This window comes from Parathalassolituus penaei (assembly GCF_026626885.1).
GTDB classification, from domain to species: Bacteria; Pseudomonadota; Gammaproteobacteria; order Pseudomonadales; family Oceanobacteraceae; genus Oceanobacter; species Oceanobacter penaei.
The window spans coordinates 174,431-198,849 of the sequence record NZ_JAPNOA010000028.1 but is presented as its reverse complement, the minus strand read 5'-3'; the positions used below and the strand labels follow the sequence as shown (position 1 = coordinate 198,849).

Annotated in this window: 23 protein-coding genes; 9 read left to right on the top strand and 14 right to left on the bottom strand. The window is 56.7% G+C overall.

The window, feature by feature from the left end; all coding sequences use genetic code 11:
* Positions 1-118: 118 nt before the first annotated feature.
* From mutM to radC, 4 genes are all read right to left on the bottom strand, one after another.
* Positions 119-943 carry a bifunctional DNA-formamidopyrimidine glycosylase/DNA-(apurinic or apyrimidinic site) lyase gene (gene mutM / locus OUO13_RS11220; protein ID WP_283173979.1) on the bottom strand — a complete coding sequence of 275 codons (825 nt, stop codon included), beginning with the start codon at positions 941-943 and terminating at the stop codon, positions 119-121.
* A 124-nt stretch (positions 944-1,067) separates the two neighbouring features.
* Positions 1,068-1,226: a 50S ribosomal protein L33 gene (gene rpmG, locus OUO13_RS11215; RefSeq protein WP_283173978.1), complete on the bottom strand. Its 159-nt coding sequence runs from the start codon at positions 1,224-1,226 to the stop codon at positions 1,068-1,070.
* Between the two features lie 12 nt (positions 1,227-1,238).
* Positions 1,239-1,475: a 50S ribosomal protein L28 gene (gene rpmB, locus OUO13_RS11210; protein ID WP_283173977.1), complete on the bottom strand. Its 237-nt coding sequence runs from the start codon at positions 1,473-1,475 to the stop codon at positions 1,239-1,241.
* A 200-nt stretch (positions 1,476-1,675) separates the two neighbouring features.
* On the bottom strand, positions 1,676-2,350 hold the full coding sequence (radC, locus tag OUO13_RS11205) for a RadC family protein (RefSeq protein WP_283173976.1): 675 nt from the start codon (positions 2,348-2,350) through the stop codon (positions 1,676-1,678).
* Positions 2,351-2,454: 104 nt separating this feature from the next.
* On the opposite strand from radC, the gene coaBC reads away from it, so the two are divergent.
* The 4 genes from coaBC (at position 2,455) to slmA (ending at position 5,783) form a co-directional block, all read left to right on the top strand.
* Entirely contained in the window at positions 2,455-3,672 is a 1,218-nt protein-coding gene (coaBC, locus tag OUO13_RS11200) for a bifunctional phosphopantothenoylcysteine decarboxylase/phosphopantothenate--cysteine ligase CoaBC (protein ID WP_283173975.1), read from the top strand.
* A 1-nt stretch (position 3,673) separates the two neighbouring features.
* Positions 3,674-4,129 carry a dUTP diphosphatase gene (gene dut, locus OUO13_RS11195; protein WP_283173974.1) on the top strand — a complete coding sequence of 152 codons (456 nt, stop codon included), beginning with the start codon at positions 3,674-3,676 and terminating at the stop codon, positions 4,127-4,129.
* A 129-nt stretch (positions 4,130-4,258) separates the two neighbouring features.
* The gene (gene argB, locus OUO13_RS11190) at positions 4,259-5,161 is read left to right on the top strand and encodes an acetylglutamate kinase (RefSeq protein ID WP_283173973.1); all 903 of its coding nucleotides are present in this window, start codon (positions 4,259-4,261) and stop codon (positions 5,159-5,161) included.
* A 16-nt stretch (positions 5,162-5,177) separates the two neighbouring features.
* Positions 5,178-5,783, top strand: a complete 606-nt coding sequence (slmA, locus tag OUO13_RS11185) for a nucleoid occlusion factor SlmA (protein WP_283173972.1) — start codon at positions 5,178-5,180, stop codon at positions 5,781-5,783.
* 25 nt (positions 5,784-5,808) lie between these two features.
* Here the strand turns inward: slmA and OUO13_RS11180 are convergent, their stop codons facing one another.
* Together OUO13_RS11180 and pyrE are read right to left on the bottom strand one after the other, a co-directional pair.
* Positions 5,809-6,534: a hypothetical protein gene (locus OUO13_RS11180; protein ID WP_283173971.1), complete on the bottom strand. Its 726-nt coding sequence runs from the start codon at positions 6,532-6,534 to the stop codon at positions 5,809-5,811.
* A complete protein-coding gene (gene pyrE, locus OUO13_RS11175) occupies positions 6,534-7,181 on the bottom strand; it encodes an orotate phosphoribosyltransferase (RefSeq protein ID WP_283173970.1) in 648 nt (215 codons plus the stop codon). Before pyrE ends, OUO13_RS11180 begins: the two co-directional genes overlap by 1 nt.
* 199 nt (positions 7,182-7,380) lie before the next feature.
* Between pyrE and OUO13_RS11170 the strand changes: the two genes are divergently transcribed.
* Positions 7,381-8,157: an exodeoxyribonuclease III gene (locus OUO13_RS11170; protein ID WP_283173969.1), complete on the top strand. Its 777-nt coding sequence runs from the start codon at positions 7,381-7,383 to the stop codon at positions 8,155-8,157.
* Between the two features lie 61 nt (positions 8,158-8,218).
* On the opposite strand, the gene rph is transcribed toward OUO13_RS11170, so the two are convergent.
* Positions 8,219-8,935: a ribonuclease PH gene (gene rph / locus OUO13_RS11165; protein ID WP_283173968.1), complete on the bottom strand. Its 717-nt coding sequence runs from the start codon at positions 8,933-8,935 to the stop codon at positions 8,219-8,221.
* 128 nt (positions 8,936-9,063) lie between these two features.
* Between rph and OUO13_RS11160 the strand changes: the two genes are divergently transcribed.
* Positions 9,064-9,939, top strand: a complete 876-nt coding sequence (locus OUO13_RS11160) for a YicC/YloC family endoribonuclease (RefSeq protein ID WP_283173967.1) — start codon at positions 9,064-9,066, stop codon at positions 9,937-9,939.
* A gap of 174 nt (positions 9,940-10,113) precedes the next feature.
* On the opposite strand, the gene OUO13_RS11155 is transcribed toward OUO13_RS11160, so the two are convergent.
* The gene (locus tag OUO13_RS11155; RefSeq protein ID WP_283173966.1) at positions 10,114-11,229 is read right to left on the bottom strand and encodes an SGNH/GDSL hydrolase family protein; all 1,116 of its coding nucleotides are present in this window, start codon (positions 11,227-11,229) and stop codon (positions 10,114-10,116) included.
* A gap of 273 nt (positions 11,230-11,502) precedes the next feature.
* Here OUO13_RS11155 and OUO13_RS11150 point away from each other — a divergent pair, with 273 nt between their 5' ends.
* Both OUO13_RS11150 and OUO13_RS11145 read left to right on the top strand, forming a co-directional pair.
* On the top strand, positions 11,503-12,696 hold the full coding sequence (locus tag OUO13_RS11150) for an MFS transporter (RefSeq protein WP_283173965.1): 1,194 nt from the start codon (positions 11,503-11,505) through the stop codon (positions 12,694-12,696).
* 105 nt (positions 12,697-12,801) lie between these two features.
* Positions 12,802-13,374: a flavin reductase family protein gene (locus OUO13_RS11145; RefSeq protein ID WP_283173964.1), complete on the top strand. Its 573-nt coding sequence runs from the start codon at positions 12,802-12,804 to the stop codon at positions 13,372-13,374.
* An 86-nt stretch (positions 13,375-13,460) separates the two neighbouring features.
* Here the strand turns inward: OUO13_RS11145 and OUO13_RS11140 are convergent, their stop codons facing one another.
* Genes OUO13_RS11140 through OUO13_RS11130 form a run of 3 tightly spaced genes read right to left on the bottom strand, consistent with a single transcriptional unit; the run spans position 13,461 to position 19,286 of the window.
* On the bottom strand, positions 13,461-14,939 hold the full coding sequence (locus OUO13_RS11140; protein WP_283173963.1) for an efflux transporter outer membrane subunit: 1,479 nt from the start codon (positions 14,937-14,939) through the stop codon (positions 13,461-13,463).
* 1 nt (position 14,940) lies between these two features.
* Positions 14,941-18,090 carry an efflux RND transporter permease subunit gene (locus tag OUO13_RS11135; RefSeq protein WP_283173962.1) on the bottom strand — a complete coding sequence of 1,050 codons (3,150 nt, stop codon included), beginning with the start codon at positions 18,088-18,090 and terminating at the stop codon, positions 14,941-14,943.
* Positions 18,091-18,092: 2 nt separating this feature from the next.
* Entirely contained in the window at positions 18,093-19,286 is a 1,194-nt protein-coding gene (locus tag OUO13_RS11130) for an efflux RND transporter periplasmic adaptor subunit (RefSeq protein ID WP_283173961.1), read from the bottom strand.
* Between the two features lie 332 nt (positions 19,287-19,618).
* On the opposite strand from OUO13_RS11130, the gene OUO13_RS11125 reads away from it, so the two are divergent.
* Positions 19,619-20,503, top strand: a complete 885-nt coding sequence (locus OUO13_RS11125; RefSeq protein WP_283173960.1) for an EamA family transporter — start codon at positions 19,619-19,621, stop codon at positions 20,501-20,503.
* A gap of 48 nt (positions 20,504-20,551) precedes the next feature.
* Here OUO13_RS11125 and OUO13_RS11120 read toward each other — a convergent pair whose 3' ends face one another.
* The 3 genes from OUO13_RS11120 to OUO13_RS11110 all read right to left on the bottom strand — a co-directional run bounded on the left by OUO13_RS11120 (position 20,552) and on the right by OUO13_RS11110 (position 24,258).
* Positions 20,552-21,478 (bottom strand): porin, encoded by a 927-nt coding sequence (locus OUO13_RS11120; RefSeq protein WP_283173959.1) that lies wholly within the window; start codon positions 21,476-21,478, stop codon positions 20,552-20,554.
* A gap of 348 nt (positions 21,479-21,826) precedes the next feature.
* Positions 21,827-22,846 (bottom strand): asparaginase, encoded by a 1,020-nt coding sequence (gene ansA / locus OUO13_RS11115; protein WP_283173958.1) that lies wholly within the window; start codon positions 22,844-22,846, stop codon positions 21,827-21,829.
* The gene (locus OUO13_RS11110; protein WP_283173957.1) at positions 22,843-24,258 is read right to left on the bottom strand and encodes an aspartate ammonia-lyase; all 1,416 of its coding nucleotides are present in this window, start codon (positions 24,256-24,258) and stop codon (positions 22,843-22,845) included. Before OUO13_RS11110 ends, ansA begins: the two co-directional genes overlap by 4 nt.
* Positions 24,259-24,419: the final 161 nt, after the last annotated feature.

The window sequence follows — 24,419 nt, the reverse complement described above, 5'->3', positions numbered from 1 at the left end:
ATGAATCCTCTTCCAGGCTCCATGTGAGAATTGCGGCGACTATATCAGCCCTTATATGGCTCGTCACTGACACTCCTTGACGGCAAAGACGGCGCTTTGCAAACGGCTCAATTGGCCACTAATGCTGACATCGAACACAGTAAACCGTGGCCCTCTGGCCCAGCCGGATTTCCTGCAAAATGCCACCACACTGATGGCAATTTTCACCGCCACGACCATATACCTGCAGCTGCTGGGCAAAGTAGCCCGGCTTGCCATCAGAGTTCACAAAATCACGCAGAGTGGTCCCCCCCTGAGTGACAGCCTTGGCCAGCACGTCGCGAATACAGTCCAGCAAACGCTCGTAACGGGCCAGACTGATCTTGCCAGCCGCTACGGTCGGACGAATACCCGCCATAAACAGGCTTTCGTTGGCGTAGATGTTGCCAACCCCCACCACGACGGCGGAATCCATAATAAAGGTCTTGATGGCCTGGCTTTTGCCGCGACTGCGCTGATACAGATAGTCAGCGGTCAGGCCGCTGTCTGCCGCAGGCTCCAGCGGCTCGGGGCCCAGGCTGGCCAGCTGCGAGAGCAATTCACCTTCTGGTTGCCACAACAGGGCACCAAAACGCCGCGGATCGTGGTAACGCAAGGTCATGCCATTCGCCAACTGCCAGTCGATATGATCATGCAGACGCACCGGCTCATCCTGCTGCACCAATCGTAATGACCCCGACATACCGAGATGCCAGATTGCCGTGCCACTGTCAAAACCGACCAGAATGTATTTGCCGCGACGCTGCACCGACTGCACCGAACGTCCAACCAGCGCCTGCATGGCGGTTTCATCCACCGGCCAACGCAGCGACGGCTGTCGAATCATAACGGCTTGCAGGGTCTGGTTGGCGAGCCAGGGCTCAATGCCTCGGCGGGTGGTTTCGACTTCGGGTAATTCAGGCATTCCCGGATCTCCACTGAAACAGATAAGGGCGACGACCTGAACTGTGCAAAAAACAGCGGCCGGAATAAACGACAGACGAAAAAAAACCCGGCAAGCCGGGTTTTTTTCAAGCAACAAACAAGCCTTATTTGATTTTGGCTTCTTTGTAGATCACATGCTGACGAACAACAGGATCAAATTTTTTGATCTCCATTTTCTCAGGCATGGTGCGCTTGTTTTTGTCGGTGGTGTAGAAGTGGCCGGTACCGGCACTGGACACCAGACGGATTTTATCGCGTGGCATAATTCAGGCTCCTCAGACTTTCTCGCCGCGAGTACGCAGCTCAACCAGCACCGCATCGATGCCTTTCTTGTCGATGATACGCATACCCTTGGCGGATACACGCAGACGTACAAAGCGATTCTCGCTCTCTACCCAAAAGCGGTGGTATTGCAGGTTGGGCAGGAAGCGGCGCTTGGTTTTGATTTGTGAGTGGGATACGCGGTTCCCAACTGCCGGCCCCTTGCCGGTAACCTGACAAAACTTAGACATGGATCTAGCCCCGATTCTATTCTGTTCGAACAACACTAATTCGTTAGCAACCGTGGGCGTTGGCCACCACTCACAAGCGGCGACTTTTCCGGCCCGGGCTGAAAAGAGTTGCGCTTTATACCAGAACCAGCAGGGGCAGGCAAGCAAGAGCTCACAAAACGATCATATTTTCTGCAATGTCTGACCAGTGGTGCCACGTATCAAATCCAGCCCCGTTCGGCGAACGAAACTACCTCGCCATCACCGACCACCAAATGGTCCAGAACCCTGATGTCCACTAGCCCCAGAGCCTGTTGCAAACGTTCGGTAATACTACGATCAGCACGGCTCGGTTCAGCCACCCCGGATGGGTGATTATGGGCCAGAATCACGGCTGCAGCACCCAACGACAAGGCACGTTTGACAACTTCTCTCGGATAAACCGCCGCCCCGTCGATGGTGCCGCGAAACATCTCGTCGTAACGGATCACACGATTCTGATTATCGAGAAACAGGCACACAAACACCTCGTGATCACGATCGCGCAAACGCGAACTCAGGTAACGACGGGTCAGATCGGGGCTGGTGAGGGCATCGCCCTTTTGCAGCTGTTCGGCCAGATGGCGACGTGCCATTTCCAGCACCGCCTGCAGTTGCGCAAACTTGGCCGTGCCCAGCCCAGCCGGTTTGCAGAAACTCTGCTGATCGGCGGTTAACAACCCGCGCAAACTGCCAAATTCCTGCAACAGCTCACGAGCCAGATCCACTGCGCTTTTGCCGGGCAAGCCGGTACGCAGGAAAATCGCCAGCAGCTCGGCATCGGATAGCGCCTGAGCGCCCTGATGCAGCAGTTTTTCACGCGGCCGCTCATGCAACGGCCAATCCGTAATCGCCATTTCCACACCTCCCTGTGTTGGCCGCTGCGGTTCGTACCGGCACGGCTCTACGTTATACTGCGCGCCAGTCTAACAACCGCCTGTCAGCCTCCGCAGGGAAAAACATGCCAACACTTGTCAACAAACGCATATTGCTGGGCATCAGCGGCGGTATCGCTGCCTACAAGTCTGCCGAACTGGTGCGCTTACTGAAAAAGGCCGGTGCCGATGTGCGCGTGGTGATGACCGCCGGTGCCATGGAATTTATTACGCCACTGACCTTGCAGGCCTTATCCGGCAACCCGGTGCACCACACCCTGCTCGACCCGGCGGCAGAAGCCGGTATGGGTCATATCGAGCTGGCACGTTGGGCGGATGCCATTCTGATCGCCCCGGCAACCGCCGATGTGATTGCCCGTCTGAACGCCGGTATGGCCGACGACCTGCTCACCACCCTGGTGCTGGCGAGTCCGGCGCCACTGTTCCTGGCGCCTGCCATGAACCAGCAAATGTGGGCCGCCGAAACCAACCAGGCCAATCTGGCCAACCTCGCCCGCCTGCGCGGCGAACGTCTGGGTGTGTTTGGTCCGGACGCCGGTGAACAGGCCTGTGGTGATATTGGCCCAGGGCGGATGCTGGAACCGGTAGCCATTACCGCCTTGCTGGAGCGCCAGTTTGAATCCGCTGTGCTGGATGGCTGTCATGTGGTGATTACCGCAGGCCCGACCCGCGAAGCGCTGGACCCGGTGCGTTACATCAGCAACCACAGCTCCGGCAAGATGGGGTACGCCCTCGCCCGTGCGGCCCAGGAAGCGGGAGCCCGGGTCACCCTGATCAGCGGCCCTGTTACCCTGACCACGCCGGATCGTTGCCAGCGGGTGAATGTCAGCAGTGCACTGGAAATGCTCGATGCGGCGCTTAATGTGGTCAGTGATTGCGATATTTTTATCGCCAGTGCCGCCGTGGCCGACTATCGCCCGGCCGCCGTGGCCGAGCAGAAAATCAAGAAAAGTGGTGATGAAATCCAGCTGACGCTGGTGAAAAACCCGGACATCGTTGCCACCATCGCCAGCCATGCCGAACGCCCTTTTACCGTCGGTTTTGCCGCCGAAACCACTGACGTTGCGGCCTATGCCAAAGGCAAACTGGCGCGCAAGAATCTCGACATGATCGTTGCCAACGACGTGTCCCAACCGGGCATCGGTTTTAACAGTGACGACAACGCCGTCACCCTGTACTGGCCCGATGGTGAGCAGGCTTTTGCCGCCATGAGCAAACAGGCACTGGCGCGTGAACTGATCCTGGCCATTGCCCAACGCTACACTGCCGTTCTCGGAGACTAATGTGCACAAGCTGCAACTGAAAATTCTCGACCCACGTCTGGGCGACAGCATTCCGCTGCCAGAATACGCCACCCCGGGTTCCGCCGGCCTCGACCTGCGTGCCTGCATCAATGAGCCGATGGTGATCCAGCCGGGCGAAACCGTGCTGATTCCAACCGGCATGGCGATCTACATTGAAGATCCGTCACTGGCGGCGGTGATCCTGCCGCGCTCCGGTCTGGGCCACAAACACGGTATCGTGCTGGGGAACCTGGTCGGCCTGATCGACTCCGACTATCAAGGTCAGCTGATGGTGAGCTGCTGGAATCGTGGTCAGGATGCATTCACCCTCAATATCGGTGAACGTCTGGCCCAGCTGGTACTGGTACCTGTCATTCAGGCGCAGTTCGAGATGGTCGAGGAATTTACCGCTACCGAACGTGGTGCCGGTGGTTTTGGCCACTCAGGTCGCCACTGAGCATTGACTGAAACGCCCGGCCGTTGCCAATTCGCAAGCCGGGCATGGGTCATAGCGACCCATTCAGGGTCGCGTTATACTCCGGCCCGCATTGATTTATTGCCTTTTGCCCCTCGTCAGGAGCCAACCATGCCATTAACCCGTGATGCTGCCGTCAACACCGCCAACGTACTGAGCCAGGCACTGCCGTACCTGCAGCGCTTTGTTGGTAAAACCATTGTGGTCAAATACGGCGGCAACGCCATGATCGACGAGGAGCTGAAGAGCAGCTTCGCGCGTGACATGGTTATGCTCAAGCTGATCGGTATCAACCCGATTGTGGTTCACGGTGGTGGCCCACAGATCGGCGAGCTGCTGAACAAGCTCAACATTGAGAGCCACTTCGTAAACGGTATGCGTGTCACCACGACTGAAACAATGGATGTGGTAGAAATGGTACTGGGCGGTCTGGTGAACAAGAGCATCGTGACCCTGATTAACCAGAACGGTGGTAATGCCATCGGTCTGACCGGTAAGGACGGCCAGCTGCTGCACGCCCGCAAGCTGACCGTAACCAAAGCGACTCCGGATCTGGAAAAGCCTGAAATCATCGACATCGGCCACGTTGGCGAAGTATCCAGCATTAACGTCAAGGTGCTGGAAATGCTGACCAACAGTGACTTCATTCCGGTGATTGCACCAATCGGTGTGGGTGAAGACGGCGCTTCCTACAACATCAATGCCGACCTGGTGGCTGGCAAGGTGGCGGAAGTCCTGAAAGCGGAAAAACTGATCCTGCTGACCAACATTGCTGGTCTGATGGACAAACAGGGCCAGGTTCTGACCGGTCTGTCCACCAAGCAGGTTGATGACCTGATCGCCGACGGCACCATCTACGGTGGCATGCTGCCGAAGATCCAGTGTGCTCTGGACGCCGTACACGCTGGTGTTACCAGCGCCCACATTATTGACGGACGTGTTGCCCACTCTACCCTGCTGGAACTGTTCACTGACGAAGGTGTGGGTACACTGATTACCAATCGTAAAGGCTGACAGGAGTTTGTCGGGCATGACCAAGTTGGAAGAAAAGCTGTCGCGACGGGACCAGATCCTGCAATCCCTGGCGCACATGCTGGAGACCCAACCGGGTGCCCGCATCACCACCGCCAACCTCGCTCGCGAGGTTGGCGTGTCCGAAGCCGCGCTCTACCGTCACTTCCCGAGCAAGGCCAAAATGCTCGAAGGCCTGATCAGCTATATCGAAGAAGTGATCTTCACCCGTATCAATCGCATTCTCGCCGACGTCCCTGACGCGCTGGGCCGGATAGAACACACCCTGACCCTGATTCTGACCTTTGCCGAGAAAAATCCCGGCATGTGCCGACTGTTATCCGGCGACGCTCTGTCCGGCGAAACCGACCGTCTGCGTGATCGTATTCATCAGGTATTTGAACGTCTGGAAACCCAGCTGCGCCAGATTCTGCGCGATGCGGAAGTACATGAAGGCAAGCTGACGATGGTTACCGCCAGCGCCACGGCCAACCTGCTGACGGCAGTGGTTGAAGGGCGTATTCGCCAATATGTTCGCAGCGAATTCAAACAGCCGCCAACCGGCCGTTGGGATGAGCAGTGGCAGTTATTACAGCCAGCCCTGTTGCGCGAGCGCCAGGTCTGACCTGACACCCCACACACTCCGGAGATTACTGCTTCGGCTTGTTGCCGTTACCCGGCTGAGTCGTCTGGCGTTTGGCCAACTCGGCATCGAGCTTCTGAAAGTCTACTTCTTCTTCCAGAGTACCTGCCGGGTACACCTGCAGAATCCGTACCCGCTCATACTGTTCAGCGTAATCACGGGTGATTCGGCTCAGTTCATCGCGACGATCACGAATATCCTTCTCGCCATCAGCAATACCCTTTTCGAGACCGGCAATTTCTTCAGCCAGACCCGGCGGTAACGGCCGCTGGTGTTCTTCGGCACCGGCTTTCTGGGCATTCAGAGGTTCGAGTTTGGAACGGAAATTATCAAGACGCTTTTCCAGCAGGGCAATATAACTGTTCACTTCCTCGGCTTTGCGCAAACGGGCACGTTCAACGTCTTCCGGACGCTCGTACAGACGCATCAGGTTGCTATCACGATCTTTGGTGACCTTAATACGAGCCTGACGATCTTCTTCAGCTTTTTGAGCGGCATGGCGTTTGACCAGTTCCTCGCTTGAAGGGGCTGGAGGCACAACTTCGATCACCATACCGTTTTTGCCAATCACCTCGTAACCGAGCTTGGCAAATTCCGGTGGCACGTTATCGCGTATTACCAGCACACCATCGACCTTGTAACGGTACATTTTCATGCCGCTTTTGGTGGCGGCATCAACCGGACTGGTTGCCAGTCCGGCCAGTAACAGAACCAGCAGACTGGCAGCGCGCATCAGGCTACACCGTAGCTGGCGCGGTAGGCCTGAATAGCCGGCGCATACACTTGCAGTTCAGGTTTTTTCAGCACGTAGTCCAGAACCTGGTTCAGGGACACAATGCTCACTACCTTGATACCGAAGTCACGCTCAACTTCCTGGATGGCCGACAATTCACCCTGACCTTTTTCCTGGCGGTCCAGAGCAATCAGGGCTGCGACGGCCTGAGCACCTTCAGTACCCTCAATCATGCCCATCACTTCACGGATAGCAGTGCCAGCGGTGATCACGTCATCGACAATCACCACACGACCTTGCAGTGGTGCCCCCACCAGATTGCCACCTTCACCGTGAGTCTTGGCTTCCTTGCGGTTGAATACGTATGGCACATCACGATCGAAGTCGTTAGCCAGCGCCACGGTCATGGAGGCTGCCAGCGGAATACCCTTGTACGCCGGGCCAAACACCACATCGTAAGCCACACCGGAATCCTGCAGAGCTGCAGCGTAGAAACGCCCCAGACGAGCCAGCGCCGCGCCGGTGTTGAACAGGCCAGCATTGAAGAAATAAGGGCTTACACGACCGGACTTGAGGGTAAACTCACCAAACTTCAGTACGCCCTGACGAATGGCAAATTCAATAAACTCTTGCTGATAAGCTTTCATTTAACACCTTGAGGTCAACATCGCGCGGCAGCGCAGGGGAAAAAACGGTTTTGGTGGCAGGTTGAGAGAGGCAAAATCATGCGACAAGGCCACTCTGCCCATAAAAATCGACGACAATCGAAATAACGGAACAGCTGGCTGTTTACCTGCACTCAGAGTGATGGGTTATGATACACGCATCATCAGTTGGGAACCACGTATGCGAGTTATCACTTTACAGGTAAACGGATTGGAACAGGCGGTGAGCAAAGGGCTCTACACCTGGCTGGCGAGCGCCGATGCCGACGTGGTAGCCATTCAGAACATCCGTGCCAAAGAGTATCAGCTGTCTGATGCCGCGGTTTACCCGCCAGGCTACAACGCCTACTTTTTTGATGCCGACGCCGACGACTATTCCGGCGTTGCCATTCTGACCCGGGAAGTTCCGAAGGCCATCATGACCGGCCTGTCATTCCTGCAATGCGACCTGCAAGGTCGTTACATTCAGGCCGACTTCCCGCATGTCAGCGTGGGTTCGATCATGTTTCCGCCGGTCGATGCCTTTAACAGCCTCGAAGACAAGCTGGCGTTCCAGAAGCAGTTTCTGGATCACCTGCAGAAAAACCGCCGCAAACGTCGCGAATTTATTATTTGTGGCAACTTCGAAGCCGCACACAAGACCATCGACCTGTCGAACTGGCAAGCCAACCAGAACACACCGGGTTTCCTGCCGGAAGAACGTGCATGGTTTGACCAGATCTTTGGTCCGGCCGGTTACACCGACGCCTTCCGCGAAGCCAACTTTGGTGAAAACCAGTTTACCTGGTGGCCAGATGCCGAAAACGCCCGTCGTAATCAGAATGGCTGGCGCAAGGACTACCAGATCTGCAGCCCTGGCGTACGCCAGTTTGTGGTGGATGCCCGTATTGAAACCAGCAGCCTGAAGTTTGGTGATCACGCTGCGGTGATGGTGGAATACGAGTTCGACGACGAATAAGCAGGCCCGGCGAGTGCCGGACCTGTGATCACAGACGGGGCTGTTGAAAGGATTCAGCCACTCAGGCTGACAGTGCCGCTTTCTGCATGTCGCACAGTTCAGCGATGCCTTTTTCAGCCAGCGCCAGCATGGCGTTGAGCTGTTCACGCTGGAAGGTTTCACCTTCGGCAGTCCCCTGCACCTCTACATAACCGCCCGTGTCCGTCATGATCACGTTCATGTCGGTTTCGGCGCTGGAATCCTCGGCATAATCCAGATCCAGAACCGGCTCACCCTTGTAGATACCCACCGACACCGCAGCAATCATCTGCTTCAGGGGTTCACCCTTGACCTTGCCGTTGGCTTTCAGCCATTTGATGGCATCCGCCAATGCCACGCTGGCACCGGTGATGGACGCGGTGCGAGTACCGCCGTCGGCCTGAATTACATCACAATCGATGGTGATGGTGTTTTCACCCAGCGCGTTCAGATCCACCGCCGCCCGCAGACTGCGACCAATCAGACGGGAAATCTCCACCGTACGGCCCTGCTGTTTGCCCTTGGCGGCCTCACGCTGGTTACGGGAACCGGTGGCACGTGGCAGCATGCCATATTCGGCAGTAATCCAGCCCTGGCCCTTGCCACGCAGGAACGGTGGCACACCGGCTTCCACGGAGGCGGTACAGATTACCCGGGTATCACCAAACTCGATCAGCACCGATCCTTCGGCATGTTTGGTAAATCCGCGCTGAATCCGTACTTCGCGCAACTGATCATTGGCACGACCACTCGGTCTCATAGGTAATCCTCTTTGCTATCTCGTCTTGGTATGGCCGCCATTATAGCGGTATTCGCCATCGGAATAGCGACTAACGGCCTGCGCCGTTATCATGGAGAGACAATTTCGAGACAGCACAGGAGCGCCCCGTGGTTAACAGCATGACTTCCTTCGCCCGCCACAGCAGTAACAGTCAGGCGGGTCAGTTGACCTGGGAAATCCGCACTGTTAACAGCCGTTACCTCGAACCCCACTTCCGTCTGCCCGACAGCCTGCGAGAACTGGAACCCGCCCTGCGCGATGCCCTGCGGCAGCAATTCAGCCGTGGCAAGATCGAATGTTTCCTCAAACTGCAGACCGACAACAGCAACCAGAGCCTGTCGGTGAACACTGATCGCCTCAATGAACTGGCCAGCGCACTTGATCAGATTCGCGCCACCATTCCCGACAGCAGTAACCCGGATGCCCTAGCCCTGCTGGCATGGCCCGGTATTCTGCGCAACGAAGGCAGCGACCAGCCAATGCTGCTGGAGCAGGCCCTCGACGGTTTCCGTCAGTGTCTGGACGTCGCCCAGCACACCCGTGCCCGTGAAGGTGCAGAGCTGGCCAACCTGATTCGCCAGCGTATTGATGCCATGACCGCACTGGTCAAGGATGTACAGACTCACCTGCCGGAAGCCCTCGCCGCCCAACGCCAGCAACTGCAGAACCGTCTGACCGACATGCTGGATGGCAAGGAAAACCTCGCCAGTCAGGAACGCCTCGAACAGGAAATGGTGATTCTGGCCCAGAAAGCCGACGTTGCCGAAGAACTCGACCGCCTGCGCACCCATATCACCGAGATTGGCCGCATCCTCAAACGCAACGAACCGATTGGCCGCCGCCTCGACTTTATGATGCAGGAGCTGAATCGCGAAGCGAACACCCTGTCATCCAAAGCCCTCACCAGCGTCACCACCCAGGCCGCGGTAGAAATGAAAGTGCTGATCGAGCAGATGCGTGAGCAGGTGCAGAATATTGAGTGAGTAATCACACGAAGCTTTTAATTTTTCCTGACAACAGCCAACAAACATCAGATGCAGAGACAATTGGAAAAACTCTGCACAGCTCCCGTGCAAGTGCTGCAGCACTCGTGCAGAGTTATTCAAAGTGTCCCTGGAGATTCACAGGCGTGAGCCTCCTGGTTTGGCAGACGGTCCTTACATGGGCTGAATTCCGCCCGAGTATAAAATGCCAACCAGATGGAACGGACCAGAAATTGGCTCAACAGAGGGTATAAATGCCCCTGTCGCTTCGGAAAGCCCGGCGGAGGAATCATCCTTGTTGTCGGGCGGAGTATGCGAAATCGAGACCAGAGAACCATTACTGGTCAAATCAACGCCTGTATGCACAACCGGAATAATAGTACTCAACAAGAAAGGGAATTTTTTATTCCTGAATGTTGAGCGCACTGTATTCTGGATATAGCTTTCCTTGCCTACCGATATTCGGATCGCTGGACTGTCAGGTGTTGAAACAAATTGTAACGCAAGGATACGCCCCCAAAGTCTGAATCGAACCGGATCTTTATTAGCCAACACATACGCATTTACATCCACCATTGAGTTGATGAAATGCCTGGTCTTGCATTCAGGTACCAGCGCTGAAACATCAGCCCAGTACTTCACATTCGAAAAGCAGGTTGGATCAACTGGCTTCGTCACTGTCTGGCATGGCCGCTGACGAAGAACTTCCAGAATGACTCGCGAAACATGTGAGGCAATCCAGGGTGCACCACTATTGATGGAGTAATGAGCTTCATCGCTATAGAGAGTCTCTGGATCCGGACCACTCACAGCCTCTTCCGCAACCATGTCGACCAGTTGCAGATGATAGCGGGCTGCCAGTCCAACACTACCGCTGTAAACAGGACAAAGGTAACCAGCTCCCTCTCTGGTTCGCATCTTCAATATTATCGGGATAATTATCAGATCAGGGTTTTTATCCAGCGCAATGCGAATCATCCCCTCATATGCTTTTGCCCAGAATCCGAATAACTGTGGACGACGTGAAAAGCTGGCTGCATCATTCAGCGTATATTCCACCAGCAAGATATCAACATTGCCAGCCAGCTCCGTATTCTTCAGAACGGCCAATCCATTCACAGAGTTGGTTGCACCAACTGCGTGATTCTCCAGATCAACAACAACACCACTCTCTTCAAGCATCTTTACCATTAATGGAACATAACCATTTTTCAATGCGCTGTTTGATCCGCCAATAACACCAATTCTGAGTTGTTGCAATGCCTGCTCCGTAGATATAAACAGTTCCATTCAATAAGCTCCGGTATCGGTTATCCAGACAATCAAGCGAAAACCAGAGCCAGGAGACATATCATCATAATTGCAAAATCATAATACTGCAGGGCTGATCAGGTATAGATGAACATTGACAAAGCAATAGGTTTGCGTAGCAATGATCATGATGATCAGATATCCATTGTGACCTCAACAACGCCCCTGCAGAATACCCAGCCCTGTCAGTCGCAGCTGAACCTGCCACCGGTACAGGCCAACCCTTTTCTGTCTCCCTGAATGGATACTGCCATGAACAGCCCTTCCCAAACTCTGCCGGTGTCCGTACAGCAGGGCAATATCTGGCGTCTGGCGATTGCCCAGGCGCTGGCCGGTGCCAACGCTATCGTGATTTTTGCCACGGCAGCCATTCTCGGTAGTATGCTGGCGCCGCTGCCGGTACTGGCGACCTTGCCTGTGACCATTTTTGTGGTGGGGATGGCCGCCTGTATCTGGCCGATGGGGGTACTGGCCCGTTATTACGGCCGCAAGGCGGCGTTTATGGCGGGAACCCTGTGTGGCACGCTGGCTGGCCTGATTGCCGTACTGGCGGTGATGCAAACCTCGTTCTGGCTATTGTGCCTGTCGACCTTTTTGGGTGGTGCCTATGCCGCCGTGGTGTTGTCGTTCCGGTTTGCTGCCGCTGACGGGGTTGCGCCGGAACGCAAGGCGCGGGCATTGTCGCTGGTGATGGCGGGTGGTGTCGCCGCCGGTGTGATTGGCCCCCAGCTGGTGACCTTCACCATGAACCTGTGGCCGGGTCATACCTTTGCTGGCACGTTTCTGATTCAGGCACTGGTCGCCATGTTGTCGGCGCTGGTGCTGGCCGGAGTGCAACTACCAGCAACACCCGCCCCGGTGGCCGGTCAGACCGCCGCGGGCCGCCCGCTGTCGGAAGTGATTCGCCAGCCGCTGTTTATCACCGCAGTGATTTGTGGCGCGGTGGCTTACACCGTCATGAACTTCGTGATGACCGCTGCGCCATTGGCAATGCACTTCTGCGGTTATCCACAATCCAGCTCCAACCTCGGTATCCAGTGGCATGTGATTGCCATGTACGCGCCGAGCTTTTTTACCGGCCGCCTGATCGAACGCTGGGGTGCCATGCCAGTGTCGATGGCCGGTTTGTTGTTAACGCTCGGCTCGATCGGTGTCGGCCTGATGGGTATCGAGATTATGCATTTCTGGGCCATGCTGGTGCTGCTGGGTGTTGGCTGGAACTTCGGTTTTCTGGGTGCGTCGGCGCTGGTTCTGCAGTGCCACAGTGCAGAAGAAAAGAACCGCGTACAGTCCCTGAATGACTTCATCATTTTTGGCCTGATGGCGATTGGTTCGTTGTCGTCTGGCGGCGTCCTGACCGCCTGGGGCTGGAATGCGGTGTTGTGGGCGTCATTGGCGCCACTGCTGCTGGCAGTGCTGGTGTTGCTGCGGGTGCGCAAAGGTTGAGCCGTTCCTGACCGTGGTCAAGACAACGGTCTTTCCCGCTTAATTTGATAGTGATCAGCAAAGGCCGGGATTACCATCTCGGCTTCGTTTTCCGGAGGATATGCTGTGAATCCATCAGTTGAAGCGGTTGCTCTCGATAAGGCATGGCGTTTGCTGAACCACGGTCCAACCGTGCTGGTATCCGCCTGCCACGAAGGTGTGGATAACGTGATGGCGGCGGCCTGGGCCTGTGCTCTCGATTTTTCCCCAGCCAAAGTCACTGTGGTTCTGGATAAAAGCACCCGTACCCGGGCCCTGATCGAACAGAGCGGCCTGTTTGTGCTGCAGATTCCGACCGTGGCGCAAGCGGCCATGGTGCACAAGGTTGGTCATGAAAGCCTGGCCGATCATCCCAACAAGCTGGCCGAAGCCGGTGTTGAGCTGTTCCGTATGCCCGACTACGACCAGCCAATGGTCGATGGTTGCAGCGGCTGGCTGTTGTGCAAGGTAGTCGATGAGCCGTGGAATCAGGCCGTGTACGACCTGTTTATTGGTGAAGTGGTGGCGGCCTGGGCCGATACCCGCGTATTCCGCGATGGTCACTGGCACTTTGAAGACGCTGATCCGGCGCTGCGCAGCCTGCACTATGTTGCCGGTGGCCGTTTTTATGCGATTGGTGAAGCCATCGACGTGGCATAAGCCAAACGCTTTTCCTCGCCAGAAACACAAAAGCCCGCACTGCTTAACCAGCGCGGGCTTTTTGTTGGGTGCCAATACGGAGATTATCAGCCGCCAGCTGCCCCGTTGACCGCTGCAGCTGGCTCTGAATCAGCGGTGGTGTTGGGTTCCGCCAGGCCGCCACCGAGCACCCGATAGAGGGTGACCCGGTTATCCAGATCTTCCAGACGGGTGTTGATCAGCCCCTGCTGGGAACTGTACAGCGTACGCTGGGAGTCGAGGGCATCGTTAAAGCTGTCGATTCCGTTCTGGTAACGGGCCAGCGACAGGTCATAACTGCGCTGGGCCGCGGATACCACCGAGGTTTCAGCATCCAGCTGTTGCTGGATGGTGCCACGCCGCGCCAGTGCATCGGCCACTTCCGCAAACGCCGACTGCACCGTACCTTCCCAGGCCGCAACCGCCTTGCGGTATTCGGCTTCGCTGTAAGCCACCTGGGCCTTGCTGCTGCCACCATCAAAGATTGGCATCGACAACGACGGTGCCAGCGTCCAGATGGTGCTGGCACCACCGGTGAAAATATCCGCCATCGCTGAGCTGGCCAGACCACCGGTAGCCGTCAGGCTCAGACTCGGGAAACGTTCTGCCTTGGCCGCACCAATACTGGCGTTGGCCGATTGCAGGCTGTGTTCAGCGGCCAGTACATCCGGGCGCTGCAACAGCACATCGGACTGCAAACCAGCTGGTATGTCAGCCAGCAACCCGGTACTGGCGGGCAGTTCGGTTGGTAACAGGCTGTCGTCGAAGTTCTGCCCCACCAGCAGCCACAAGGCATTACGATCCTGCGCCACCTGAGTGGTGTAGGAAGCGATATCGGCCTTGGCGGAATACCAGGTGGTTTCAGCACTGCTCAGATCGACCCGGGAATCCACGCCCATCTCCAGACGCTTGCGGGTTATTTCCATCGCCTGGCGGGCGTTTTCGGCAGTCTGCTCGGCCAGCGTCAGCAGGTTACGGTCGGCCGCCAGGGTCAGCCAGGCGCTGGTGATTTCACCAATCAGGGTGATGCGGGCTGCGCGCGCGGTTTCCTCACTGGCCAGCCAGCTCTGGCGTTCGGCTTCGGTCAGGCTGCGGTTTTTGCCGAACAGGTCGATTTCATAGGCACTCATCCCCACGGTCGCCTGGGCACTGTTGGAGGTGGTACCCGCCTGTACCTTCGAACGGCTGGCCGACAGGCCGGCATTCACCGTTGGCATTTCGCCGCCACGCTGTACCAGATAACTGGCACGGGCGGCTTGCACGTCTTCGAGGGTCTGGCGCAGGTCGCGGTTGTTATCCAGCGCCAGCTGAATCAGGGTTTGCAGACGCTGATCGCGAATAAAGTCCTGCCATGGCAGCTCGGCAGCGGCTTTGGCATCACCGCTGTTGGCGGCATAGGCTTTACCCTCTGGCCACTGTTGTGGCACCGGTGCATCCGGGCGCTGGTAGTCCGGCGCCAGGGTGCTGCAACCGGCCAGCAACAGCAGGCTGGCCAGCGGTAACAGACGCCATGAGTTGCGATTGGAAGTAGATGAAATCACACGCATATCAGACTCCTGAAGCAACCATGTCGTCATAAACCGGCTTGCGGGCCGGGAACAGGCGGCGTACCAGCACAAAGAACAGAGGTACGAAGAAAATCGCCAGCAAGGTAGCGGTGATGGTGCCACCAACAATACCGGAACCGATGGAGATACGGCTGTTGGCGCCAGCACCGGTGGAAATCGCCAGTGGCAAGGTACCAAACACAAACGCCAGCGAGGTCATCAGGATCGGACGCAGACGCAGACGAGCACCTTCCAGAGCGGCTTCCAGCAGATTGCTACCACGCTGATAAGCCGCCTCGGCAAACTCCACAATCAGAATGGCGTTTTTCGACGACAGACCAATGGTGGTCAGCAGCGCTACCTGGAAGTAAATATCGTTTTCCAGACCGCGGAAGGTCGCCGCCAGCGCCGCACCAATCACACCCAGCGGAATCACCAGAATCACCGAGAACGGCACCGACCAGCTTTCATACAGGGCCGCCAGCGCCAGGAACACCACCAGAATCGAGATGCCGTACAGCATGAAGGACTGGCCACTGGCGAGTTTTTCCTGATAGGACAAACCGCTCCAGGCGTACTGCACCTTGCCCGCTGGCAGCTCACCCACCAGACGTTCCATTTCCGCCATGGCGTCGCCGGAACTCACACCGTCAGCACCGGAACCTTGCAGTTCGTAAGACGACATACCGTTAAAACGGCTGAGGTTCTGCGGGCCGGAGCTCCAGTCGATGCTGCTGAAGGCCGAGAACGGGGTCATGGTGGTGTCACCGTCACTGTTGGTGCCACGCACATACCAGCGCGACAGGTCTTCCGGTGCTGAACGGAACTCGGAATCACCCTGCATGTACACCTTCTTGACGCGATCACGGTCGAGGAAGTCATTCACGTAACTGCCTGCCCAGGCCGAACTCAGGGTGCTGGAGATGTCACTCAGGGACAGGCCCAGAGCCACGGCACGGGCGTTGTCGATATCAATCTTCAGCTGGGGGGTATCCGCCAACGAACCTTCACGTACACCGCTCAGCAGTTTGCTGTCACGCGCCTTGGCCACCAGCTGGTCTTTCAGCTCCGCCAGTTCCTCACGAGAAGTCCCCGGAGCAGCCTGCAGTTCCATGGTGAAACCGTTGCTCTGACCCAGACCCTGAATCGCCGGTGGCGACATGGCAAACACGCGGGCATCACGGATATTCGACAGTGCGTCCATACTGCGCATGGCGATTTCCTGGGCACTGGTACCTTCAGCGGTACGTTCATCCCACGGTTTCAGGGTAACAAAGCCCATACCGGCGTTCTGGCCACTGCCACCAAAGCTGAAGCCGGAAATCGTGAACATGCCATCAACCTTGTCAGCTTGCTGGTTGAGGTAGTAGTCCTCGATTTTCTTGGCCACTTCGGTGGTACGGGTGATGGAGGCACCACTTGGCAGGTTGTACTGCACCATGGTGTTACCCTGGTCTTCATCCGGCAGGAAACCACCCGGCAGACGGGTCATCAGCACCGCCAGCGCTCCCACAATCAGGGCGTACATCAGCATCCAGCGCACCGGCTGGCGGAGCAGACGTTGCACACGACCACTGTAGGCGTTGTTCATACGGTCGAAGTTACGGTTGAACCAGCCGAACAGGCCACGGCTCTGACCGTGATGATCCACAGGCTTCAGCAGGCTGGCACACAGGGTTGGCGTCAGGGTCAGGGCCACAATCACCGACAGCACCATCGACGACACAATGGTGATGGAGAACTGGCGGTAGATCACCCCGGTGGAGCCACCAAAAAATGCCATTGGCAGGAATACCGCCGACAACACCACCGCAATACCCACCAGCGCACTGCTGATTTCAGACATCGATTCGATGGTGGCCTGACGGGCCGACAGGTGTTTTTCGCGCATCAGACGTTCAACGTTTTCGACCACCACAATGGCGTCGTCCACCAGCAGACCAATCGACAGCACAATACCGAACATGGTGAGGGTGTTGATCGAGAACCCGAAGATCTCCAGCACCCCGAAGGTGCCCAGCAGAACCACCGGCACCGCAATCGCCGGAATCAGGGTGGCGCGCCAGTTTTGCAGGAAAATCCACATCACCAGCACCACCAGAATGATGGCTTCGATCAGGGTCTGTACCACTTCCTCAATGGAAATACGGATGAACTGGGTGCTGTCACGCGGATAAGCAATTTCGTATCCCTCAGGCAGGGATGATTTCAGGGATTCCACGGTGGCTTTTACCGCTTCGGCGGTATCCAGCGCGTTGGCACCCGGTGCCAGCATCACTGCAATACCGGAGGCCGGATGGCCATTCAGGCGGGGCACCGCGCTGTAACTTTCACTGCCGATTTCCACCCGCGCCACATCCGACAACAGGACGTCAGCGCCCTTGGTGTTGTGTTTGACGATGATGTTCTTGAACTGGTCAACACTCTGCAGCATGGATTGCGCAGTGACCGTAGCATTCAGCTCCTGGCTGCTTGCGGCTGGCATGGCACCGATGTTACCGGCCGCTACCTGCACGTTCTGCTGTGACAGGGCGCTGCTGATATCCGATGGCATCAGCTGGTACGCCGCCAGACGGGTTGGATCAAGCCAGATGCGCATGGCGTACTGGGAACCGAACACCCGTACACTGCCCACACCTTCCTGACGGGCAATGGTGTCCTGCATGTTGGAAGCGATGTAGTCGGAAATATCCGAGGCATTCGATTTGTCGCTGCTGTCGTAAACCGCCACGATCAGCAGGAAGTCACTCTGCGACTTGGTCACAGTAACACCCTGTGACTGCACCGACTCCGGCAGACGCGAGGTAATCTGCTGCACCTTGTTCTGCACCTGTACCTGGGCGTAGTCAGCATCGGTGCCCTGTTCAAAGGTCACGGATACATCGGCCTTGCCATCGGAGGTGCTGCTGGATGAGAAATACAGCAGGCCATCGAGACCGGTGAGCTGCTGCTCCAGAATCTGGGTCACGCTGTTTTCAACGGTCTGGGCATCGGCACCGTTGTAGGTGGTACCAATCCGGATCGATGGTGGTGCCACGTTTGGATACTGGGCAATCGGCAGATTCAGGATCGATGCCAGACCTGCCAGCATGATCACAATCGAGATCACCCAGGCGAATACCGGGCGATCAATAAAGAACTTTGAAAACATAATCAGTGGGCTCCTTCGTCATCGGCAGAGGCGATGTCGTGGATACGACCATCCTGATCCACCGCTACCGCCACCGGGTTCACCGCACTGCCCGGATTCACCTTGCTGGTGCCTTCCACAATCAGACGATCACCATCCTGCAGACCACTGCTGAGCAGCCAGCTGTTGCCGATCACCCGTTCGGTTTTCACCACCCGTTTTTCGACCTGATTGTTGGCACCCACAACCAGTGCGTAGGAGTTACCCTGGTTATCACGCGCCACGCCCTGCTGTGGCACCACAATCGCCTGGTTATCCACCGCTTCGCTCAGTACCGCACGCACAAACATACCCGGTAACAACAGGCCATCCGGGTTCGGGAATTCAGCACGCAAGGTCACCGAACCAGTGGCTTCGTCGACCGCCAGTTCACGGGCACGCAGCTGGCCCTTGAGCGGGTATTCGCTGCCATCTTCGAGAATCAGGGTAACGTCGGTAGTACCAGCACTGACGCTGTCACGGGCCAGCAGTTTGCGCAGGTTCAGCAGTTCACGACTGGCCTGGGTGAGGTCAACGTACATCGGGTCAAAACTGCGAATAGTCGCCATCGCGGTGCTCTGGTCGGCGGTTACCAGTGCACCCGGCGTTACGCTGGAAATACCGATACGACCATCAATCTCGGCCACTACTTTGGTGTAGGCGAGGTTGATACGGGCGGTTTCCAGTGCCGCTTTGTAACTTTCGATATTGGCCTGCGCTTCCAGATAGGCGGCATGGGCGTCATCGGACTCCTGCTTGGAGATACCCTCAATTTTCACCAGATTGGCGTAACGGGTGTCTTTCAGACGGGCACTTTCGAGGGTGGATTCAGCACTGCGCAGGTTAGCGCGAGCCTGATTAAACGCCGCTTCGTAGAGTTTCGGGTCGATCTGATACAGCAACTGGCCCTTTTTCACTTCCGAGCCTTCTTCAAACAGACGCTGTTTGATCACACCGCCCACCTGTGGACGCACTTCCGCAGTGCCGGACGCCACGGTGCGGCCCTTGAGTTCGGAGGTCAGTGGCACGGAAGAATGTTCGACCGTAAACACACCTACTTCGGTGGCGGGGGCAGCACCAGCCGCACCGGTTTTGGCACCAGCCTGAGGTTCAGAACCGAAGCAGCCACCGAGAACAAGGGACACCACCAAGGTGCTGAGCAGGAGGGGAGCTTTCATAACCAGGATATTCCTCTGCAGGGGCCGGTGTGGGACAAAAATGGAAAAGGTCACCCGGCTTCCGGCTCCAGCCGTTATCCGGAATGGGTGATGATACGAGCAGGTTATCAACAACCCGGTTAACGGCCGGTTAAGGAACTGCAAACAAGTCGCAAACACGGGCCTGACATACAAAGTCCCATTGGGAATTGTTTTTATAAAAATCATTCCTTTTACACATAAAGCGCCAGACCGCATGATGGCGCTTCGTTCCGGCCCCGCCCACTCAGTCGCAACCGTTTGACTGGCGGACAGGCAAACCGGAACCCGGCTTGTTTACCAAGGAAATCGTCATGTGGATTGTTGTTACCCTGATGGCCGCCGCCTGCCAGTCGATGCGTACGGCGTACCAGAAAACCCTGTCACGGGAGATGGGTGTCCTGCACGCCACCATGGCACGTTCGCTCTATGGTTTGCCGCTGGTGTTGCTGTATCTGCTGCTGTGCTGGCTGATTGCCGGGCCAGTGACAGTCGCCAATAGCGGTGCCTTTGTGGGTTATGCCAGCCTCTGTGCGATTGCCCAGATTCTCGCCACCTGGCTGATGTTACGGGTGTTCGAATCCGGCAGTTTTGTGCTCGGCACCCTGCTGGCCAAAACCGAAGCGGTGATGGCCGCCTTGCTGGCGATTCCGTTGCTGGATTTTGTCTTGTCGGCCAGCGCCTGGTTGGGTGTGGTGCTGGGGATGTGTGGAGCGCTGGTGATGAGTGTAAAACCCGGCACCTTGCGGCAGTTGCATCGTGATGCCTCGTTGTGGCCCGGGCTTGGTAGCGGTTTCTGTTTTGCCATTACCTCGGTAACCGCGGCGATGGCCGCACATAGCCTCGACGGTCATGTGGCCAGCCGGGCGGCAGTAACGCTGGTATGGGTATTGGGTATGCAGGCCGTGCTGCTGGCGGGTATCCAGATGGTTCGCAGTGGTGACTGGTTAGCACCGTTGCGGGGTAATCGTCGCCTGTCGGTACAGGTCGGGATTCTCAGTTCGTTGGGATCAATCGGCTGGTTTACCGGCTTTGCGCTGGTGAACCCGGCACTGGTGAAAACACTGGGGCAGGTCGAGATTCTCGGCACCCTGTATTTTTCGAAAACCCGTTTCGGGGAAGTGATGGAGCGCCGCCACTGGATCGGTGGCGGCCTGATTGTCACCAGCGTGTTGCTGGTAACCCTGTCGAAACTCTGATCGACCCCGGCAGGCGGCCAGTCACTGCCGGGGCTGAATCAACAGGTATCAGAAATCGACTTTCAGGCCGAGGCCGTAAGCCAGAACATCTTCATCTGCAACGTTATCGGCTTGCAGGTTGGTGTAAACGGTAGTCCCTTTACCCAGACCGCTGCGCAGCTCGAGGTTGTAACCGTTGTCGTCGGTGGCGTTGTCCAGATTGTAGTGGGTCAGCACCAGAGTCTGGTCGGGCGCGAAGTTCCAGGAAGCCCCCAGTTCAAACGGGTAGCTGGCTTCGGAGTCGGCAAGGTCGGTTTTCAGACGCTCAGCCAGTGCTACCAGAGTCAGGTTATCCACCACGTAAGTGGCTGACAGCGCCTGTACGTCTGGCAGCTCCTGTGCGGATGCGCGATCCAGACCAGCGGCCAGCGTCAGGTTACCGGTGTTGTATTTGGCTGCCAGCTGGAAGTGATCGGTGTCTTCACCGCTGTCCACTTCGCTGTCGGCGTAAACAGACGCGCCGAATTGCAGGCCGTTCATTTCCGGAGAAACGTAGGCAACGGAGCTGTCCATACGGAAAAACTGCTGGGCTTCCGCACTGACGTTGATGGTCAGGTCGGCGGTACCGGTAACCATGTCGTACATGGTGGTCCACTGCTGACCAGCAGTCACCTGGCCAAAATCGCCACTCAGGCCAACGTAGGCCAGACGACCATCCACACCAAACGATGCTTCGTTCTGGGCGGCATTGCTGTCCACACCGTTGTCAGTACCAACCTGGGCTTCAACCTGGTATAGCGCCTTGACGTTGGTCAGGGCGGTATCCACGGTGCCTTTCAGACCGATACGGGAAGAATCGTTGGAGATATCCAGATCCTGTTGATCACCAGCACTGGTGTAAATACGCAGGGAACCGTAAACGGTGGTGTTCATATCAGCCACGGCTGGCAGGGCGGTCACGGCAGCAACGGCAATCGCAAGCAGGTGTTTTTTCATAATTATTCTCCGTTATGACAACGCTTTTACTTCAGCGGCTCGCAGGCGAGCCTCCGGCGGGCGCCGGATCATTCAATATCCGCACCGTGCGAATATCAGAAATTCGGTAAAAAAATCCGCGCCGTCCCGGATATACCTCCGGGAACGGCACGGCAAATGGTGAGAGACGAAGTCCCTTCTCAGAACTACCCGATGTGCTCCATCCTGCATATATTGCGGGATATACAGAATGCAGCAAAACCAATCCCCTCCCGCATGTATCGGGACAACAGCAACAGGGGGCAAATCAGATAACCGGAACAAACATTTCCGGAGTACTGAAATCCATCAGATTTCAGCGGTGCCGTATCAGCAACGGCATTCACCACGCAGCGGCGTCGCCATTAACTGACGTACTTCCTGCGGGTCGGAACGGGTTGCCAGTAACCAGTGCAGCTTGGCAAAGGTCGCTTCCAGTGTCAGGTCGGAACCACCCACCACACCAATGCGGTTGAGGGTTGCGCCGGTTGCATACGCGCCTTGCACCACCGGACCTTGCTGGCATTGGGTCAGATTGACCACCACCAGACCACGGGCACAGGCCTGCTCCAGCAACTGCATCAGTTCCTGGTTGGCATCCGGCGGATTACCAACACCGTAACTGCGAATAATCAGTGCACGCGCACGCGGACTGATATCCAGCATGGCTTGCAGCAGTTGATGATTCACACCCGGATACAGGGTAAACACCAATACCGCATCCGGATCATATTCCGGTACCTGGATATCGGGCACACCTGCTTCCAGCAGCAAATCATCACGCATATTGATATCAATACCCACCGAACCGAGCCAGGCCATATTCGGGGAATCAAATGCAGCAAGATCCATACTATTGACCTTGACCGCACGATTACCACGCAGAATACGATTGCCAAAACAGATGCAGACTTCGTGAATATCATCACGAGCCGCCAGCTGCATGCTGGTAATCAGGTTGATATCGGCATCATTGCGCAATTCGGCCAACGGAATCTGCGAGCCGGTGATAATCACCGGCTTGTCGAGTGGCTGCAGCATGAACGACAACGCCGAAGCGGTGTAGGCCATGGTGTCGGTGCCATGCAGAATCACAAAACCGTCGTACTGGGCCCAATGGTCACGCAGGCAATTGCCAATCCGTGTCCAGTCGGCCGGTGTCAGGTTGGAGCTGTCGATCAGCTTGCCAAACTCCAGCACCTCGAACTCCGGCAAGTCGTCCAGACCAAACACCTGCAACCGTGCGACCAGGCGATCCGCCAGGCCAGTCATGGGTACATAGCCCTGGTCGGAAGGCACCATTCCAAAGGTGCCGCCGGTATACACAATCAGTACGCGTTTTTTCATCATGCCTTTTTGCTTCTGGTTCGGCCTTGCGGTGCCAGCATCGATTGCGGGCTGAGCAGGTTTTCCAGTTCAGCTTCATCGAGCAGGCCTTCGGCCAACACCAATTCACGCACGGTGCTGCCGGAGTGCAGGGCTGTTTGTGCAATACGCGAGGCATTGGCATAACCAATGTGTGGAACCAGCGCGGTGATGCTGCCAATGCTGATGTTCAGCAGTTCAGCACAACGTTCGCGGTTCGCCTCGATTCCCTTGATACAGCGGTCTTCCAGCATTGTACAGGCGGCACCCAGCATTCTCATGGAGTTCAGCAGGTTATAAATAATCAGCGGTTCCATGGCGTTCAGCTGCAGCTGACCGGCTTCGGCCGCCAGAGTAACGGCCAGATCGTTGGCAATTACCTGGAAGGCAGTCTGGTTTACGGCTTCCGGAATCACCGGATTTACCTTGCCCGGCATGATGGAAGAGCCTGGCTGCATCGCTGGCAGGCTGATTTCACCAAAACCGGTACGTGGGCCACTGGAGAGCAGACGCAGGTCGTTGGCCATCTTGCTGAGCTTGATCGCAAAACGACGCAGCACACCAGAAAACATGACAAAGGCGCCCATGTCAGAGGTGGCTTCTACCAGGTTGGCCGCTGGCACCATTGGTTTACCGGAGAATTCCGCCAGGTAACCAATCGCCAGACCAGCATAGTCCGGGTGAGTGTTGATGCCGGTACCAATCGCAGTACCACCCAGGTTCACTTCACACAGCAGACGACACACTTCGTGCAGACGGTCGATGTCTTCACTGAGGTTAACGGCAAAGGCTTCAAACTCCTGACCCAGAGTCATTGGCACCGCGTCCTGCAGCTGGGTACGACCCATCTTCACAACATCAGCAAATTCTTCACCTTTGGCGCGCAGGGCAGCAACCAGACTGGTGATGGTTTTTTCCAGCGGCTCGGCGGCGAACTGGATCGCCAGGCAAGCAGCGGTCGGGTACGCATCGTTGGTGGACTGTGAGCAGTTCACGTCATCGTTCGGATGCAGGTGTTGGTAGTCACCTTTGGCGTAACCGAGTTTTTCCAGCGCCAGGTTGGCAATCACCTCGTTGGCGTTCATGTTGGTAGAGGTACCGGCACCACCCTGGATCAGGTCAACCACAAACTGGTCGTGCAGGTAACCGCCAGCAACGTCCTGACAGGCTTCAATGATAGCGTCAGCACGTGCTTCGGAAATATTGCCAAGGTCGAGGTTAGCGCGGGCGGCGGCCATCTTCACCAGTGCCAGAGCACGGATCAGTTCCGGGAAGTGACTGATCGGTACACCGGTAATGGCAAAGTTATCCACAGCGCGCTGGGTCTGGATGCCGTACCAGGCGTCTGCCGGTATTTCCATGTCACCCAGAAGATCGTGTTCCAAACGTGTATTCATAATATTTTCATGCAGCTCAGTAAGAGACCTGCGAACCCTGGCAGGCATCAGGCTTGATTCAGCGTCATCACCAGCACCCTGCTACCGCGTTTTCCATAAACGTCGGGATGAGCAGGGCCCTCCGGGGGCAAATCAACGGATAATCTCAACTCGATACGGGG

Excerpts from the sequence above, each read along its gene's own strand:
- OUO13_RS11150 (WP_283173965.1), top strand. The coding sequence starts at position 11,503 with ATGAACAGCCCTTCCCAAACTCTGCCGGTGTCCGTACAGCAGGGCAAT.
- rpmG (WP_283173978.1), bottom strand. The coding sequence starts at position 1,226 with ATGCCACGCGATAAAATCCGTCTGGTGTCCAGTGCCGGTACCGGCCAC.
- OUO13_RS11180 (WP_283173971.1), bottom strand. The coding sequence starts at position 6,534 with ATGCGCGCTGCCAGTCTGCTGGTTCTGTTACTGGCCGGACTGGCAACC.
- ansA (WP_283173958.1), bottom strand. The coding sequence starts at position 22,846 with ATGATGAAAAAACGCGTACTGATTGTGTATACCGGCGGCACCTTTGGA.
- mutM (WP_283173979.1), bottom strand. The coding sequence starts at position 943 with ATGCCTGAATTACCCGAAGTCGAAACCACCCGCCGAGGCATTGAGCCC.
- OUO13_RS11170 (WP_283173969.1), top strand. The coding sequence starts at position 7,381 with ATGCGAGTTATCACTTTACAGGTAAACGGATTGGAACAGGCGGTGAGC.
- OUO13_RS11110 (WP_283173957.1), bottom strand. The coding sequence starts at position 24,258 with ATGAATACACGTTTGGAACACGATCTTCTGGGTGACATGGAAATACCG.
- coaBC (WP_283173975.1), top strand. The coding sequence starts at position 2,455 with ATGCCAACACTTGTCAACAAACGCATATTGCTGGGCATCAGCGGCGGT.
- OUO13_RS11125 (WP_283173960.1), top strand. The coding sequence starts at position 19,619 with ATGTGGATTGTTGTTACCCTGATGGCCGCCGCCTGCCAGTCGATGCGT.
- slmA (WP_283173972.1), top strand. The coding sequence starts at position 5,178 with ATGACCAAGTTGGAAGAAAAGCTGTCGCGACGGGACCAGATCCTGCAA.
- OUO13_RS11140 (WP_283173963.1), bottom strand. The coding sequence starts at position 14,939 with ATGCGTGTGATTTCATCTACTTCCAATCGCAACTCATGGCGTCTGTTA.
- radC (WP_283173976.1), bottom strand. The coding sequence starts at position 2,350 with ATGGCGATTACGGATTGGCCGTTGCATGAGCGGCCGCGTGAAAAACTG.
- OUO13_RS11130 (WP_283173961.1), bottom strand. The coding sequence starts at position 19,286 with ATGAAAGCTCCCCTCCTGCTCAGCACCTTGGTGGTGTCCCTTGTTCTC.
- rpmB (WP_283173977.1), bottom strand. The coding sequence starts at position 1,475 with ATGTCTAAGTTTTGTCAGGTTACCGGCAAGGGGCCGGCAGTTGGGAAC.
- OUO13_RS11155 (WP_283173966.1), bottom strand. The coding sequence starts at position 11,229 with ATGGAACTGTTTATATCTACGGAGCAGGCATTGCAACAACTCAGAATT.
- rph (WP_283173968.1), bottom strand. The coding sequence starts at position 8,935 with ATGAGACCGAGTGGTCGTGCCAATGATCAGTTGCGCGAAGTACGGATT.
- pyrE (WP_283173970.1), bottom strand. The coding sequence starts at position 7,181 with ATGAAAGCTTATCAGCAAGAGTTTATTGAATTTGCCATTCGTCAGGGC.
- OUO13_RS11135 (WP_283173962.1), bottom strand. The coding sequence starts at position 18,090 with ATGTTTTCAAAGTTCTTTATTGATCGCCCGGTATTCGCCTGGGTGATC.
- argB (WP_283173973.1), top strand. The coding sequence starts at position 4,259 with ATGCCATTAACCCGTGATGCTGCCGTCAACACCGCCAACGTACTGAGC.
- OUO13_RS11120 (WP_283173959.1), bottom strand. The coding sequence starts at position 21,478 with ATGAAAAAACACCTGCTTGCGATTGCCGTTGCTGCCGTGACCGCCCTG.